Source organism: Streptomyces morookaense, assembly GCF_013030945.1.
GTDB classification, from domain to species: domain Bacteria; phylum Actinomycetota; class Actinomycetes; order Streptomycetales; family Streptomycetaceae; genus Streptomyces; species Streptomyces morookaensis.
The window spans coordinates 1-16,008 of sequence record NZ_JABBXF010000002.1 but is presented as its reverse complement, the minus strand read 5'-3'; the positions used below and the strand labels follow the sequence as shown (position 1 = coordinate 16,008).

Genomic DNA, 16,008 nt, shown 5'->3' with positions numbered 1-16,008 from the left:
ACGCAGGCGGTCACTTCGCCCCGGCAAGCCAGAAGATGAGGAAGAAGAAGGCGACGATGAAGTGGACGGCGACGAGGTAGATGAACACCCGGACCGTCATCCCCATGGGTGCCCGGTCCTCTTCCACGTAGCGCTTGGCGTTGTCGCTCACGGCATTCCCCTCCGGTTCGGTGCGGCGTCGCCCAGGCACAGCCCGGGCGCGCCGCTCTGCATCAGCGTGTGCATGAACAGCAGGTCCGCCCCGCCCTGCGAGACGGCGGCGATGCGGTGCGGGGTGAGGGAGTCGAAGTGGGCGGCGTCGCCGGGGCCGAGCTCGTGCACGGCCTCGCCGAGCGTCAGCCGCATCCGGCCCGCGGTGACATAGAGCCACTCCTCGCCCGGGTGCACCCGGACCAGTTGCTCCTGGCCGGCCTGCCCCTGCGGCACGTGCAGTCGCAGGGCCTGCATCGCCCGCCCGGAACCCCCCGCCCGCCAGTACGTCCAGCCGCCCGCCTGCTGCGCCTCCATACGGTCGGCCCGTACGATCGGATCCGACTCGGGCGGCACCTCGCCCAGCAGATCGGAGACGGTCGTGCCGTAGGTCCGGGCGAGCGCGAGGAGCATCGGCAGCGACGGTGTCCGGTGGCCGGTCTCCAGCCGGGACAGGTGCGCGGGCGAGAGCCCGGCCCGGGCGGCCGCAACCTCCAGCGTCAGCCCGCTGCGGGTGCGCAGGGCGCGCAGTTGCGGGGCGACGAGGGGGAGCGGATCCGGCGGCTGGTTCATGGCTCCGGTATATCCCCGCTTTACCTGTAGGACAAAAAGTTTTGCCTCGGAGGCAAAGGTTCCTTCGTGAACGCGTCACATTCGGTGAACATCAGGAAAACATCAAGATCACGCCATTGACATGGCACGGTCATCGCTCGGCATGCTGTCCGGCATGAGAACCCCCCATCGCCTCGCACGCATCGGCGCGCTCGCGGCCCTGTCCTCCGTCCTGCTGCTCGGCGGCACGCCCGCCATGGCCGCCCCGCACACCGTCGCCGCCACCGCGGCCGTGAGCGCGGACTCCGTCGGCAGCGTCTGCTACTCGCAGCTGCCGTCGCAGGCCCACGACACCCTGAACCTCATCGACCAGGGCGGCCCCTTCCCGTACCCGCGGGACGGGATCGTCTTCTCCAACCGCGAGGGCGCGCTGCCGGCGCAGTCCAGCGGCTACTACCACGAGTACACGGTCATCACCCCGGGCGCCCCGACCCGCGGCACCCGGCGCATCATCACCGGCCAGGGCGACCACGAGGACTACTACACAGCGGACCACTACGCGAGCTTCGCCCAGGTCGACTGGACCTGCTGAGCAACTCGTCCCGCAGGAGGGCCCGTCACCGCACCGCGGTGGCGGGCCCCCGCCTTTCCCGGCAGGGGGCGCGCAACGGCACACCGTGCGACGCCTTCCACGGCGGGCGGGGGCGGGAACGCTCCCCTTTTCGCGCCTTCACGCGACCCATGCCGTCCGTCCGGGGCCGATTGTCGGCGCCTCCCGTTAACGTTTCGGTAGAGCGGCGTTCCGGGGAGGGGGCGTGATGTACAGGGCATCGACGATCGTGCGTGAAGTGCCGCAGCGGAAGCGGTGGTTGACCGCCTGGCATCCGTCCCGGGCCGTGAGCCCCGCCTGTTGACGTCCACGCCATGCACACCGAGAAGGGCGGCGAACTGCCGTGTACCGCTGGGAGATCACCCGAGCCGCACTCGCGCAGCGAGTCCTCGCCGTCGTCCGCGGCGACAGCTACGACCAGGCCGCGGTGACGGCGGGCACCCTGATCTCCGCCGGGGTCACCAGCCTGGAGATATCCCTCACCACGCCCTTCGCGCTGGAAGCGGTCACCACGCTGGTCCGGGAGGTCGGCGACGAGGGCCTGATCGGCGCCGGCGCCGTGCTGGACGCGGCCTCGGCCCGGATGGCCATCGACGCGGGCGCCTCCTTCCTCTCCTCGCCCATCCTCGACCACGAGGTCATCGCCACCGGCCACCGCTACGGCATCCCGGTCTTCCCCGGCGTCGCGACGCCGACGGAGATCGTCCGGGCGCTGGAGATGGGGGCGGACGCGGTCAAGCTCTTCCCGTCGCCCTCGCCGCACCCGGACTGGGTCAAGGACCTCAGGGCCGAACTGCCGCAGGCGGCACTGGTGGTGAGCGGCGGGGGAGTGACGGTCGACAGCGCGCCGGACTGGATCGCGGCGGGAGCGGTGGCCTGCGCCCTCGGCGCGGACCTGGCCGAGGGCGACCGGGACTCGGTGGCGAAGCGCGCGGGCGAACTCCTGGGAAGGCTGGCGGAGGCGGATCCGTACGGCGAACCGTAGCGGTGGCTGCGCCCCGTGGAGCCCCGGGCGGAGCCCGGTATGTCCGTACAACAGGACGTCCGGACTACCGGTCAACACGCAGCCCCGGCTACGCTCCCTCCGTGGCGCAGCAACCCCTTCACTTCACCCTCGACCGCACCAGCCCCGTCCCCCTCTACTTCCAGCTGTCCCAACAGCTGGAAGCCGCCATCGAGCAGGGCGTACTCGCCCCCGGCAGCCTCCTCGGCAACGAGATCGAGCTGGCCGGGCGCCTCGGCCTGTCCCGGCCCACGGTCCGCCAGGCCATCCAGTCGCTGGTGGACAAGGGCCTGCTCGTACGCCGCCGCGGCGTGGGCACCCAGGTCGTGCACAGCCAGGTCAGGCGCCCGCTGGAGCTGAGCAGCCTCTACGACGACCTGGAGGCCGCGGGCCAGAGGCCCGCCACCCGCGTGCTCCACCACGGCACCGAGCCCGCAACGGCCCAGGTCGCCGCGGCCCTCGGCGTGCCCGAGGGCACGGAGGTCCGCTACGTCGAGCGGCTGCGCCTCGCCCACGGCGAGCCCGTGGCCCACCTGCGCAACCACCTCCCCGCCGGCCTGCTCGACGCCGGCGCGGACGCACTCGCGGAGACCGGCCTCTACCGCCTCATGCGCAGCGCCGGCATCACCCTGCACAGCGCCCGCCAGACGATCGGCGCCCGCGCCGCCACCGCCGAGGAGGCCCGGCTGCTCGGCGAGCCCGAGGGCGCGCCGCTGCTGACGATGGAGCGGACCACCTTCGACGACACGGGCCGCGCGGTGGAGTTCGGCTCCCATCTCTACCGGGCCTCGCGCTACTCCTTCGACTTCCAGTTGCTGGCGCGCCCCTAGGGTGTGTCCGAGCGGAGATCCTTGTCCCGTCGTAAGAATGTTCTGACAAAGTCTTGACGCGATGTGGCGTCCGCCACTAGAACTCCACCCACATGACACAGCCCGGTACACACCGCCGACGCCCCGGCCGACAGCGGTGACGGATGGTGACGGATACTTGGGCGGTTGGGCCCGCACGATCGGGGTCCGGCCGCACCGTGACAGACAGTGAGAAGGGCAAGTCCTCGTGGCAAGGGTTCGGACAGGCGTACGCGCGCTGAGCGCCGTGCTGGCAGCGGTGCTCGGCGCCACTCTGGCGGGGTGCAGCAGTACGGGCGGCAAGCGCGCGGAGGAGCGGGCCAAGGCGGCCGCCCAGGGGCACGCTGCAGTCGACACGCCCCGGTGGACCTTCGCGATGGTCACCCACTCGGGTGATGGCGACACCTTCTGGGACATCGTCCAGAACGGTGCGAAACAGGCGGCGGTCAAGGACAACATCAAGTTCCTCTACGCCCATGACGTGGAGGGCAACAAACAGGCCCAGGACGTCCAGGCCATGATCGACCAGAAGGTCGACGGCCTGATCGTCACCCTCGCCAAGCCCGACGCCATGAAGGACGTCGTGGCCAAGGCGAAGGCGGCGGGCATCCCGGTGATCACCGTGAACTCGGGCTCCGAGGAGTCCAAGGCCTTCGGTGCCCTCACCCACATCGGCCAGGACGAGACCATCGCCGGCGAGGCCGTCGGCGACGAGCTCAACAAGCGCGGGAAGAAGAAGGCCGTCTGCGTCCTGCACGAGCAGGGCAATGTCGGCCACGAGCAGCGCTGCGCCGGCGTGAAGAAGACCTTCAAGGGCGATCTGCAGAACCTCTACGTCGAGGGCACCAACATGCCCAACGTGCAGTCGTCCATCGAGGCCAAGCTGCAGTCCGACAAGGACATCGACGCCGTGGTCACCCTCGGCGCCCCCTTCGCGCCCACCGCGGTCAAGGCCGCCCAGCAGGCCGGCAGCAAGGCCGAGGTCGACACCTTCGACCTCAACGCCAAGGTCGCCGACTCCCTCCAGGACGGTTCCCTCGGCTTCGCCGTGGACCAGCAGCCGTACCTCCAGGGGTACGAGGCGGTCGACCTGCTGTGGCTGTACAAGTACAACGCCGACGTCCTCGGCGGCGGCCGCCCGGTGCTGACCGGCCCGCAGATCATCACCAAGGACGACGCGAAGGCCCTGGCGGACTACACGAAGCGGGGCACCCGATGAGCGCAGCAGTCCCGGCGGAGGCCGACGAACGCCTGGTGCGCCAGAGCTGGCTGCGCCACATGATGGGCCGCCCCGAACTGGGCGCGGTCGTCGGCGCCGCGGCCGTCTTCCTCTTCTTCTCGTTCGTCGCCGAAAGCTTCCTGCAGGCGTCGAGCCTCTCCACGGTCCTCTACGCCTCGTCGACGATCGGCATCATGGCCGTGCCCGTCGCGCTGCTGATGATCGGCGGCGAGTTCGACCTGTCGACCGGCGTCATGGTCACGAGCTCGGCGCTGGTCTCGTCGATGTTCAGCTACCAGATGACGGCCAACGTCTGGGTCGGCGTGGGGGTCTCGCTGCTCGTGACCCTTGCGATCGGCTTCTTCAACGGCTTCATGCTGACCCGCACCAAGCTGCCCAGCTTCATCATCACGCTCGGCACCTTCCTGATGCTCACGGGCCTCAACCTCGGCTTCACCAAGCTCATCAGCGGCACCGTCTCCACCAAGAGCATCGGTGACATGGAGGGCTTCGACTCGGCGCGGGCGCTCTTCGCCTCGCACCTGACCATCGGTGGCGTGGACCTCCAGGTCACCATCCTGTGGTGGTTCGGCCTCGTCGCCCTGGCCACCTGGGTGCTGCTGCGCACCCGCGTCGGCAACTGGATCTTCGCGGTCGGCGGCGGCTCCGACGCGGCGCGCGCGGTGGGCGTCCCGGTCAACAAGACCAAGATCGGCCTGTACATGGGCGTGGCCTTCTGCGCCTGGATCTCGGGCCAGCACTTGCTGATGTCGTACGACGTCGTGCAGTCCGGCGAGGGCGTGGGCAACGAGTTCCTCTACATCATCGCGGCCGTCATCGGCGGCTGCCTGATGACCGGCGGCTACGGCTCGGCGATCGGGTCCGCGGTCGGCGCGTTCATCTTCGGCATGACGAGCAAGGGCATCGTCTACGCGCAGTGGAACCCGGACTGGTTCAAGTTCTTCCTGGGCGCCATGCTGCTGCTGGCCACCCTGCTGAACGCATGGGTCCGCAAACGGGCGGAGGCGACCAAATGACCGCGGAGCAGACGACCGCGCTGGTCAGGCTCACGGACGTGAGCAAGTACTACGGCAACATCCGGGCCCTGGAGGGCGTCTCCCTGGAGGTGCACGCGGGGGAGATCACCTGCGTCCTGGGCGACAACGGCGCGGGCAAGTCCACCCTCATCAAGATCATCGCGGGGCTGCACCAGCACGACGCGGGCACCTTCGAGATCGAGGGCGAGGAGAGCCGCCTCGGCTCCCCGCGCGAGGCGCTGGACCGCGGCATCGCCACCGTCTACCAGGACCTCGCCGTGGTTCCCCTGATGCCGGTGTGGCGGAACTTCTTCCTGGGCTCGGAGCCGACGAAGGGCCGCGGCCCGTTCAAGCGCCTCGACGTCCAGCAGATGCGCGAGACCACCCGCGCCGAGCTGCTGCGCATGGGCATCGACCTGCGCGACGTCGACCAGCCCATCGGCACCCTCTCCGGCGGCGAGCGGCAGTGCGTGGCCATCGCCCGGGCCGTCTACTTCGGTGCGAAGGTCCTGGTGCTGGACGAGCCGACGGCCGCGCTCGGCGTCAAGCAGTCCGGCGTCGTCCTCAAGTACGTCGCCGCCGCCCGCGACGCGGGCCTGGGCGTGGTCCTGATCACGCACAACCCGCACCACGCCTACCTCGTCGGAGACCGCTTCGTGCTGCTCAAGCGCGGCGCGATGGCCGGCAGCCACAGCAAGTCCGGGATCGCCCTGGAGGAGCTGACCCGTCAAATGGCGGGCGGCAGCGAGCTGGACCAGCTCAGCCACGAGCTGGAGCGCGCCCCGGGCCCCGATGTGATCGGCGGGAAGAAGGTCGACGCGGACCCGGCCGGGTGACCGGCGGACCTGCACGGCGGGGGCGGGACGGGAGACCGTCCCGCCCCCGCCGTTGTGCACCGCCCACCCCCGGTGAGGCACAATCGGCGACGACCACACCCGCGAGGCCGCGGCCTCCCGAGACCACCGCAGGGACGACGACTCGTGCGAGCACGCCCCCGAACACCCGCCGGACCGCGCAGCGCGGAGGTGGCGCGATGAGCATGTACCGCGACAGGGTGCACCGGGGTACCGCCAGAGCGACCGTCCTGCGCACCGTGGGCACCCGTGAGCGCCGCTCCCACCTCACCGCCCCCCGTGTCCCCACCGTCGGCATCGACATCGGCGGCACCAAGGTCATGGCCGGCGTGGTGGACGCCGACGGCACCATCCTCGAGAAGATCCGTACCGAGACGCCGGACAAGTCCAAGAGCCCCAAGGTCGTCGAGGACACCATCACGGAGCTCGTCCTCGACCTCTCCGACCGGCACGACGTGCACGCCGTCGGCATCGGCGCGGCCGGCTGGGTCGACGCCGACCGCAACCGCGTCCTCTTCGCCCCTCACCTGTCCTGGCGCAACGAGCCGCTGCGCGACCGCCTCGCCGGCCGGCTCGCCGTCCCTGTCATGGTCGACAACGACGCCAACACCGCCGCCTGGGCGGAGTGGCGCTTCGGCGCCGGCCGTGGCGAGGACCACCTCGTCATGATCACGCTCGGCACCGGCATCGGCGGCGCGATCCTGGAGGACGGCCAGGTCAAGCGCGGCAAGTTCGGCGTCGCCGGCGAGTTCGGCCATATGCAGGTCGTCCCCGGCGGGCACCGCTGCCCCTGCGGCAACCGCGGCTGCTGGGAGCAGTACAGCTCCGGCAACGCGCTGGTCCGCGAGGCCCGCGAGCTGGCCGCGGCGGAGTCCCCGGTGGCGCAGGGGATCATCGACCGCACCGGCGGCAACGTCAAGGAGATCACCGGCCCGCTGATCACCGAGCTGGCCCGCTCCGGCGACGCCATGTGCGTCGAGCTCCTCCAGGACATCGGCCAGTGGCTGGGCGTCGGCATCGCCAACCTCGCCGCCGCCCTCGACCCCTCCTGCTTCGTCATCGGCGGCGGCGTCAGCGCCGCCGACGACCTCCTCATCGGCCCGGCGCGGGACGCCTTCCGGCGCCATCTCACCGGCCGCGGCTACCGGCCGGAGGCCCGGATCGTCAAGGCCCAGCTCGGCCCCGAGGCCGGCATGGTCGGCGCCGCCGACCTGGCCCGCCTGGTGGCACGGCGCTTCCGGCGCGCCAACCGGCGCCGGGTCGAACGGTACGAGCGCTATGCGAAGGCAGGTCGCGGGTGATCACCATGGAACACACCGGAAACCAGGCGCCCGCCGCGCCGGAACAGCCCATAGGCGGCGGCGACGGCGGACGCCCGCCGCGCCGCTGGCTCAAGGCCGTCATCGTCTTCCTGCTCATCGCCATCCCGGCCGGTTACCTCTACATCTCCGCGCTGCAGAGCCGCGGCCCGGCAGGGGAGAAGGAGGAGCAGGCCACCGACGGGCAGCTGGAGGAGGGCTGGCCGTCGCGCCTGCAGCGCCGCATCTACGGGATGTCGGTGCCGTACTACGCGACCGGGGTCGCGCACTACGAGGACAACTCCTGGAAGTCCAGCTCGCTGTATCTCCAGTTCACGACCACGCCCGCCAAGTTCGACAAGTGGCTCAAGAGCGTCGGCACGAACGCGTCCGCCCTCAAGGACGGCGAGATCACCATCGACGCCGACGAAGCGGCCGTCGTGGGCTGGAAGTTCGGCAGCGGCCACCACTGGAAGGGCACGGTCCACAAGCAGGGGGACCGGCCCAGGCCGGAGTTGGAGATCACCGCCAATATGGACGACCCGAAGCACCCGAAGGTGTACGTCGTTTCGACGACCACCCCCTGACGGCCGGGCGCCTTACGGGCAGGGATCCTGGCGCTTCACGCCGGGCAGCAGCTCCTTCCACTGCTTCTCCGGCACGCGCGTGCTGCGGATCGAGCACAGGGTGCGGCTCAGGGCGGTGAAGTCCGTGCTCACGACGAGCGAGTCGACGCCGAGCGGAACGAGCTGTCCGGTGCTTTCCGGTGACATGACGAGGTCACCGGCGGGGCTCATGTCCTTGATGCGCATCTTCCGCGTCAGGTCGGACAGGACGAGCAGTTCGTCGTCGCCTCCGGGCCGGGAGCCGTTCGGGTCGGACACGTTCCACAGCGCGAGCAGGCCCTCGTTCTCCCAGGCGGCCACCAGGTGGCGGGCCCGGGAGGCGTACATGTACTGGACCTTGGGGACGGGCCCCGGCAGCGGGACGCCCCGCCCCGGCCTGCGCAGGTCCCACACCGTCGGCCTGCCCTCCTCGGAGAGGACCGCCAGGGCGTTCCGGGAGATGAGCTCGGTGGCGGACACGTCCTTGTCGACGTTCACGATCCTGCGCGCCGTGCCGTCGGCGGTCAGACTCCAGACGTGCGTCTCCTGCCGGCCGGGCCGGCCGCGGCTCGGGACCCGGCCCACCACGAGCCGGGGCCCGGTACCGTCGCCGTCATCGCTGATCGTGGACCACGGCGTCTCCTTCACCACATCCCCCCGGCGGGGTCTGCGGGGGTCGCGTACGTCCCAGGTCTGCGTTCCGTGGGAGGTCATCAGCGCCAGGACCCGCCGCCCCGGGAAGGACGGGGTGGTCGAGCCGTCGTCGCGGGGCCACGGCACCTCCCCGACCCGCCGCGGGTGCTCGATGTCCCGGATGTCCCACAGCCCCATCGTGCTCTCGGAGGCGCCGCGCAGGGCGAAGAGGGCCCCGTCGTCGCTCACGGCGTACACCTCCGGGTCGCTCCCCTGCACCGCCCCGCCGGACAGCCGGAACTCGTACCCCGGCCGGAGTCGGCCGCCGTCCACCTGCCACAGCTTCAGCCGGGTGCCGTCGGTGTTCCGGCTCAGAAGCATCCGGCCGTCCGTGAGGAACCGCGCCCTGACCCATGGCGGCGGCAGTTCGGCGGTCGGCTTCGGGGCGCGGCCCGGTGCGGAGACGTCCCATATCCGCACCGGCTGCTTGTTGTTGGCTTCTCCTCCGGTCACGACATGGTGCGCGGACTCGTCGAACGCGCTGCCCGCGACGTATCCGCGGTCCGCGACCCCGCCGGTGACGGCCCGCGGCGGCGGCTGCCGTACGGCGATGTCCCCGTTGTCCTCGTCCCCCGCCACAAGACCCCGGCCGTCGGGGAAGTAGGCCAGGGACCGTGTGCTGCCGCCGACCAGCACCCCCGCGCTCCAGTCGAGGTCGGTGCCGGGTGCGGAGCCGGTGCCGCTCCGGAAGGTGAACGTGTGGACCGACTTGTCCCCGACGGTCGAGGCCGCCACGAACTGCCCGTCCGGCCGCCAGACGAGCCCGGTGTACGCACCCGAAGTGCTGTACGCGGTGGGCTTGTTCAGGGCCCGGGGCCGGCTCGGGTCCTTCACGTCCCATGCCCACAGGTTGTCGGACCTGCCGGTATGGCTGCCGCCTCCTGCCAGCATCTGCCCGTCGGGCCGGAAGGCCAGCGAGAGCAGCGCGGCGTCCTTCACGGTGGCGAGCGGTGTGAGGCCGCCGGCCCGTCCGGTGTCCCACAGCCGCATGGTGTCGTCGTCGAGCGCCGTGGCCAGCACGTGCCCGTCGGGGCTGTAGGCCTCGGCCACGACGGCCTGGTCCTCGGCAATGTGCACGACGGTGGACGCCGGGCGGGCGGGGTCCCGTACGTCCCACAGGTGTATCCGCACATGGTCGCCCGACACGGCGACGGTGCGGCCGTCCGGGCTGAAGGCGAGGGCGCTGATCCGGGTGCCGTCCGTCGCCAGGCGGGCCACCTGCCGGGGGTGGAGCGGGTCGGAGGTGTCCCACAGGAAGAAGGTGTCGCGGCTCGACGCGGCCAGGTAGCGGCCGTCCGGCCGCCAGGCGACGGCCACGGGACGGCCGGTGTGCAGGACGGCGCCCGGTACGGGGTGGTAGCGGTCCGCGAAGTCCCACAGGCGCAGCGTGCCGTCCGCCGCCGAACTCGCCAGCACTCTGCCGTCCTTGTGGAAGGCCAGGTTCAGGACCTTGCCGGTGTGCCCGGACAGGGTCAGCGCCACCGGCGCCGTCGCGCTCTGGAGCAGGCTCGTGCGCGCCTCGACGGTGGGGGCCGTCCGGTAGGCCGCCAGGCTCAGGTCGAGCGCGGCCGACGGGTCCTGCGGGCGCAGCGCCTCCGCCTGGGCGGCGATGCGTTCGGAGGTCAGGTTCGCGGCCCGCTGCTGTGACCGGTCGCGTTCGAGGAAGGCGACGGTACCGGCGGCGGTGAGCAGCAGTGCCAGGCAGACGGCGAGCGCGGTGACGGCCAGGCGGCGGCGCCGGGTGCGCCGGGCCGCGCGCAACCCCGCCTCCGCGAAGGCTCGTTCCGCCGTGGTCAGCCCGATGCCCGCCCCGGGCTGGCCCGCGGTCGTGCCGGTGAGCCAGGGCCGGACGGTCTCCAGGCGGCTGCCGGTGTAGAGGTAGCCGGGGTCCCTGCCGTGTTCCTCCCAGGCCGCCGCGGCCTCGGACAGCTGCTGACGGGCGAGGAGTTCGGTCTGTGCCTCGCGGATCCACGAGCGGAGCCGGGGCCAGGCGCGCAGCAGCGCCTCGTGGGCGATCTGGGCCCCGCCCTTGTCGACGGTGACGAGGCGGGCGTCGGCGAGCCGGTCCCACACGCCCGTCACAAGCTGCTGCTCGTCGTCCGGGCGGCCGGCGAGGAGGTCGGAGAGTTCGACGCGGCGGCGGACGAACTCGCCGTTGCCGCTCAACTCGACCATGCGCAGGAGGAGTTCGCGCAGCGCCGTGCGGGCGGGCGCGTCCAGCTCCTGGTAGAGGGCCTCGGTGGTGGTGGCGACGGACTGCCGGATGCCGCCCGTCGCCTGATAGCCGGCCAGGGTGAGCACGGCGCCGGAGCGGCGCAGCCAGGTCTCGCGCAGGGCGTGCGCGAGGAAGGGCAGCGCGGTGGCCTCGGCAGGTGCGTCCGTGGGGCGTTCCTCGTCCGTGTCCTGGGCCAGGTCGGCGAGGAGCCGGTCGGTGAGGCCGTCCTCCAGGGCCAATCCGACGGCGAGGGCGGGCCGTTCGACGGCCGCCCGGAGGGCCTGTTCGTCCATGGGCCGGACGGTGCGCTGCCGGTGCTCCAGGGCCTCGGCGAGTTCCGGGTGGGCGAGGCAGCTGCCGTAGTGGTCGGCGCGCAGACCGAGGACGACACGTGGGTGGGCGGCGGGGTCGCCGCCGGGTGCGCACAGCGACCGGATGAACCGGGTGCGCTCCTCCGGGTCCGTGCAGCGGGTGAACGTCTCCTCGAACTGGTCCACCACCAGCAGCCGGCAGACCGTGGAGCCGGGGCGCGGCGCGGGGAGCCCCGCGCCGGACAGGAGTCGGCCGTGGACCTCGTCCGGCGGGTGCCCGGTGGCCCGGGCCCAGCGTTCGGCGAGGGCGCGCAAGGGGTGCGGGCCGGGGGCGGGGAGCAGCACGGCGGGCCAGGGGGTGCCGGGGCGCCCGGCGCCGTGGCGGCGGTCGAGCCCCGCGAGCAGCCCGGCGCGCAGCAGCGAGGACTTGCCGGCACCGGAGGCGCCGACGAGGACGAGCGGGCGGCCGTCCGCCCCGGGGCCGGACACCGCGTCCAGCAGTTCCTCGGTGAGCTGTTCGCGGCCGAAGAAGTGGGCGTGGTCCTCGGCCCGGAAGGGCTCCATGCCGGGGTACGGGCAGGGCACGTCGGCTGGGGGCAGGGCGGCGGCGGGGCGCTGCCGGCGGTAGGCGCGGTTCGGTGCGACGACGAGCCCGCCCAGGGTGCCTTCGCTGCGCCGCTGGGGGTGCACCGTCCCGTCCCGGAAGGCCCGGTCGAGGAAGGTGTGGACGTCGTCCAGCGTCAGCAGGGGCGGGCCGGAGGGGTCGCCGTCCTCCAGCAGCCGCAGCAGCTTCCCGCCGAAGAGCGTGTGCCGTTCGCCGTCGGGTGCGTAGGACACGGCGAAGCCGGAGGCGGAGGTGAGGAGGAAACTGCCGTCGGGGAGGGCGGAGTCGAACACCCCGCGGGGGCCGCCCGCCCCGGGGACCGCGGCGCGTCCGGAGAAGCAGCAGTCGAGGACGACCACGCTGCCGCCGGTGGCCCCGCCGAGCGCGTCCTTGACGACGCGGTAGGGCACGCAGGGCGCGATGCGGTCCTCGCCGAGTGTGCCGCGGGTGGCGAGGTAGAGCTCGTCCCCGGGTCCGAGGATGCCGTGTCCGGTGTAGGAGAAGAGGACGGTGCCGGTGGCCTCGGCGACCGCCTGCTGCACGGCTTCGATGACGTCGGCCGCCGTGGCGTCGGCGGGCACCCGGCGGATGTGGTCCTCGGGCAGTCCGCACACGTCGCGCAGGGCCCGGGCCAGGTCGTCGACGGTGGCGTCGACGGCGGGCAGGGCGGGGAGCGCGGAGCCGGGGGCGTGGGTGCCGGTGCCGACGAGGACGGCGCGGGTGCCGGGGGCGGCGAGGCCGGTCACCTCCGGGGGGTTCCGGGCCGTGCCGCCCGGCCGTCCTCCGGGCCGGGCCGCGCCTCGTCGCCGCGGTCCTCCAGCATGGCGGCCAGCCGTTCCGCCAGCTCGGCCGTCTGCCGGGCGTCGAGCCCCTTGACCTGGGTGCTGCTGAGGGTGAACCGCGTGCCGTCGGCCCGGGTCACGGTGACCGTCTGGGTGCCGCCCCGCGTCCGCACCCAGGTGACCACGGCGCCGGCCAGGGCCGCGACCACGCCGCCCGGCTCGAGCACGGCGATCACGGCATCGGCGGCGGCGCCCATGGTCCCCGGCTCCGGCACGTCCGCCCGCCTGCGGATCCTGCCGCGCAGCTCCGGCTGTCCGCCGAGCCAGCGCCGTAAGTCGTCGGTCCCCACTGGGGCGTTCACGCTCTCCACGATGATGGTGGCTTGCATGTGGGGGATGGTAGTGAAGGGGTGGGACGTGTGAGAACGCCTTGACGGGAACGGATGTCCGGGTACGTGCTACCCTCAAACGTTTCCCTGCCGGGCCTTCCTCGGTACGTTCCCCACGCGGAAGGCTCTTCATGAACCACGTGAACCACCCGGACGCCCTCGGCACCTCGCACGGCGACCCCGCCCCGACGGCGTCCCCGGCCGCCTTCGCCGACATGGCACTGCCGGCCGCGGTGCTGCGGACGCTCGCCGAGCTGGATGTGCGCGAGCCCTTCCCGATCCAGGCGGCCACGCTGCCCGACGCCCTCGCGGGACGCGACGTCCTGGCGCGCGGGCGCACGGGATCGGGCAAGACGCTCGCCTTCGGCCTGCCGCTGCTCGCACGGACAGCCGGGCGGCGTGCGGAGCCGAAGCAGCCCCTCGCCCTGGTCCTGGTGCCCACCCGGGAGCTGGCCCAGCAGGTCACCGAGGCGCTCGCCCCGTATGCCGAGGCGCTCCGGCTGCGGATGGCCACGGTCGTCGGCGGCATGTCGATCGGCCGGCAGACCGCCGCGCTGCGCGACGGCGCCGAGGTCGTCGTCGCCACGCCCGGCCGCCTGCACGACCTCGTCGAGCGCAAGGCCTGCCGCCTGGGACGCGTACGGATCACCGTCCTCGACGAGGCCGACCAGATGTGCGACATGGGCTTCCTGCCGCAGGTCACCGAGGTGCTCGACCAGGTGCACGCCGACGGCCAGCGGATGCTGTTCTCGGCCACCCTGGACCGCGACGTCGACCAGCTGGTCCACCGCCACCTCCACGACCCGGTCGCCCACTCCGTCGACCCGTCCGCGGGTGCGGTCACGACGATGGACCACCATGTGCTGGTCGTCCACGGCCCCGACCGGTACGCCGTCACCACGGAGATAGCCGCCCGCGACGGCCGCGTCCTGCTGTTCCTGGACACCAAGCACGCGGTCGACCAGCTCACCCGGCATCTGCGGGCGAGCGGAGTGCACGCGGCGGCCCTGCACAGCGGAAAGTCCCAGCCGCAGCGCACACGGACCCTCGCGCAGTTCAAGAACGGCCAGATCACCGTCCTGGTGGCGACCAACGTCGCGGCCCGTGGCCTGCACGTCGACGACCTCGACCTCGTCGTCAACGTCGACCCGCCCACCGACCCCAAGGACTACCTGCACCGCGCGGGCCGCACCGCCCGGGCCGGCCGGGCCGGCAGCGTCGTCACGCTGGTGCTGTCGGCCCAGCGCCGCGAGACGAGCCGCCTGATGGCCGAGGCCGGCATCGAGCCGACGGTCACCAAGGTCCGCTCGGGCGAGGCGGAACTGAGCCGGATCACCGGCGCCAGGGCCCCGTCCGGCATCCCGCTCGACGGCGGGCCCGCAGCGCCCCGGCCCAAGAACACCAACGCCCCCTTCCGCGGCCTGGGCACCAGCAAGGGCACCTCCCGCGGCACCGGCGGCAAGTCCCGCAAGGCGGGCGAGGCCCGCATGCTCGCCGAGGCCCGCAAGGCGGCCCGGGTGCGACGGGGCGGCTGAGGGGCGTTGCCCTGAGGGGGCGTGGACGTGCTCCCTCGGTCATGCCCCCGTCATAGGGGCGGAAAGGGCACATGAGAGGGTCGGGCGGGTGAGTGAGAGACCGGTGAACACCCTGCAATACCGCTCGGACGGGCCGGAAGGCGCCCCCGTCCTGGTCTTGGGCCCCGAGTTGGGCACCACCTGGCACATGTGGGACCGGCAGATCCCGGAACTGAGCCGGCACCGGCGCGTCCTGCGCTTCGACCTGCCCGGCCACGGCGGCTCGCCCGCCGAGCCCGCGAGCACGGTCGGCGAGCTCACCGACCGGCTCGTCGCCACGCTCGACGCCCTGGGCATCGAGCGCTTCGACTACGCCGGCTGCTCCTTCGCCGCCGCCCTCGGCACCGACCTCGCCCTCCGCCACCCGCACCGCCTCTCCGCGCTCGCCCTGCTGGGCTCCGCGGCCCGCTTCGGCGCCGCCGACGCGGAGGGGGTGCGCCGGAGCGGCCTCGAACCGATCGCCCGTGCCGTGCCCGGGCGGTGGTTCGCGCCCGCGTTCGCGAGTGCACAGCCGGCCATCGTGGACTGGGCCGTCCAGATGGTCCGCAGCACCGACCTGAACTGCTTCGCGGCGGCGTACGAGGCGCTGGCCGCGTTCGACGTGCAGGCGGACCTGGCCCGCGTCGCCGCCCCCACCCTGGTGGTCGTCGGCGCGGACGACCAGGTCACCCCGCCCGCCCAGGCCCGCGCCCTGGTCGCGGGCATCCCCGACGCCCGCCTCGCGGTGGTGCCGGGCGCATGCCATCTGACGCCGGTGGAACAGCCGGCGGCGGTGACGGACCTCCTGGTCCGCCACTTCACGACACCGGCGACGGCCACCACGGTCCGCATTCCCGGGCCCCCGGCGGGCCGCGCCGCGGACGACTGGCCGACGGGAGGCGGAGGCGCTCCGGCGGGGCCGGTGCCGGGTCCTGGCCGGCCGGCTGATGCGGCGACGGGTGCGGGACCGGGCGCGGTCGCGGGTGTGAGTCCGGGTGAGGGTGCCGGGCGTGACGACTGGCCGGTGCCGTCGGGCGGTGCCTCGGCGGTTGCGGTTTCCGAGCCGGCCCGTCCGGGTGCCCCTGTGCCCGGCTCGGGCGTCGGGCGTGACGACTGGCCGGTGCCGTCGGGCAGTACGTCTGCGGTCGCGGCTGCTGAGCCGGCCCGTCCTGCTGGCGCTGTGCCAGGCCCGGGTGCCGGGCGTGACGACTGGCCGGTGCCTTCGGGCGGTGCCTCGGCGGTTGCG

At 72.9% G+C, this 16,008-nt stretch carries 14 protein-coding genes; 10 read left to right on the top strand and 4 right to left on the bottom strand.

The genetic code is table 11. The annotated features are described in order from the left end of the window. Positions 1-10: 10 nt before the first annotated feature. Positions 11-151 (bottom strand): DUF6126 family protein, encoded by a 141-nt coding sequence (locus HG542_RS00930; protein WP_171078021.1) that lies wholly within the window; start codon positions 149-151, stop codon positions 11-13. After that, positions 148-762 carry a helix-turn-helix domain-containing protein gene (locus tag HG542_RS00925; RefSeq protein ID WP_171078020.1) on the bottom strand — a complete coding sequence of 205 codons (615 nt, stop codon included), beginning with the start codon at positions 760-762 and terminating at the stop codon, positions 148-150. Before HG542_RS00925 ends, HG542_RS00930 begins: the two co-directional genes overlap by 4 nt. Before the next feature lie 154 nt (positions 763-916). On the opposite strand from HG542_RS00925, the gene HG542_RS00920 reads away from it, so the two are divergent. The 8 genes from HG542_RS00920 to HG542_RS00885 all read left to right on the top strand — a co-directional run bounded on the left by HG542_RS00920 (position 917) and on the right by HG542_RS00885 (position 8,197). Further along, a complete protein-coding gene (locus HG542_RS00920) occupies positions 917-1,333 on the top strand; it encodes a guanyl-specific ribonuclease (RefSeq protein WP_171078019.1) in 417 nt (138 codons plus the stop codon). A gap of 361 nt (positions 1,334-1,694) precedes the next feature. Beyond that, positions 1,695-2,336: a bifunctional 4-hydroxy-2-oxoglutarate aldolase/2-dehydro-3-deoxy-phosphogluconate aldolase gene (locus HG542_RS00915; protein WP_171078018.1), complete on the top strand. Its 642-nt coding sequence runs from the start codon at positions 1,695-1,697 to the stop codon at positions 2,334-2,336. A 101-nt stretch (positions 2,337-2,437) separates the two neighbouring features. After that, the gene (locus tag HG542_RS00910; RefSeq protein WP_171078017.1) at positions 2,438-3,184 is read left to right on the top strand and encodes a GntR family transcriptional regulator; all 747 of its coding nucleotides are present in this window, start codon (positions 2,438-2,440) and stop codon (positions 3,182-3,184) included. 226 nt (positions 3,185-3,410) lie between these two features. Beyond that, positions 3,411-4,421: a sugar ABC transporter substrate-binding protein gene (locus HG542_RS00905; protein WP_171078016.1), complete on the top strand. Its 1,011-nt coding sequence runs from the start codon at positions 3,411-3,413 to the stop codon at positions 4,419-4,421. Next, positions 4,418-5,458, top strand: a complete 1,041-nt coding sequence (locus HG542_RS00900; protein WP_171078015.1) for an ABC transporter permease — start codon at positions 4,418-4,420, stop codon at positions 5,456-5,458. The genes HG542_RS00905 and HG542_RS00900 overlap by 4 nt, the downstream gene beginning before the upstream one ends. Further along, positions 5,425-6,294 carry an ATP-binding cassette domain-containing protein gene (locus HG542_RS00895; RefSeq protein ID WP_171078014.1) on the top strand — a complete coding sequence of 290 codons (870 nt, stop codon included), beginning with the start codon at positions 5,425-5,427 and terminating at the stop codon, positions 6,292-6,294. The genes HG542_RS00900 and HG542_RS00895 overlap by 34 nt, the downstream gene beginning before the upstream one ends. A gap of 197 nt (positions 6,295-6,491) precedes the next feature. After that, positions 6,492-7,613: an ROK family glucokinase gene (locus HG542_RS00890; protein WP_171078013.1), complete on the top strand. Its 1,122-nt coding sequence runs from the start codon at positions 6,492-6,494 to the stop codon at positions 7,611-7,613. A gap of 5 nt (positions 7,614-7,618) precedes the next feature. Beyond that, entirely contained in the window at positions 7,619-8,197 is a 579-nt protein-coding gene (locus HG542_RS00885) for a hypothetical protein (RefSeq protein ID WP_227725013.1), read from the top strand. 12 nt (positions 8,198-8,209) lie between these two features. On the opposite strand, the gene HG542_RS35895 is transcribed toward HG542_RS00885, so the two are convergent. Together HG542_RS35895 and HG542_RS00875 are read right to left on the bottom strand one after the other, a co-directional pair. Beyond that, positions 8,210-12,784, bottom strand: coding sequence for a caspase, EACC1-associated type (locus tag HG542_RS35895; RefSeq protein ID WP_171078012.1), 4,575 nt, complete (start codon positions 12,782-12,784; stop codon positions 8,210-8,212). Then, a complete protein-coding gene (locus HG542_RS00875; RefSeq protein WP_171078011.1) occupies positions 12,781-13,209 on the bottom strand; it encodes an effector-associated constant component EACC1 in 429 nt (142 codons plus the stop codon). Before HG542_RS00875 ends, HG542_RS35895 begins: the two co-directional genes overlap by 4 nt. A gap of 140 nt (positions 13,210-13,349) precedes the next feature. On the opposite strand from HG542_RS00875, the gene HG542_RS00870 reads away from it, so the two are divergent. Together HG542_RS00870 and HG542_RS00865 are read left to right on the top strand one after the other, a co-directional pair. Continuing rightward, a complete protein-coding gene (locus HG542_RS00870) occupies positions 13,350-14,744 on the top strand; it encodes a DEAD/DEAH box helicase (RefSeq protein ID WP_171078153.1) in 1,395 nt (464 codons plus the stop codon). A gap of 88 nt (positions 14,745-14,832) precedes the next feature. Next, positions 14,833-16,008, top strand: a 1,176-nt coding sequence (locus tag HG542_RS00865; protein ID WP_308699098.1) for an alpha/beta fold hydrolase, incomplete at its 3' end; no start/stop codon positions are given.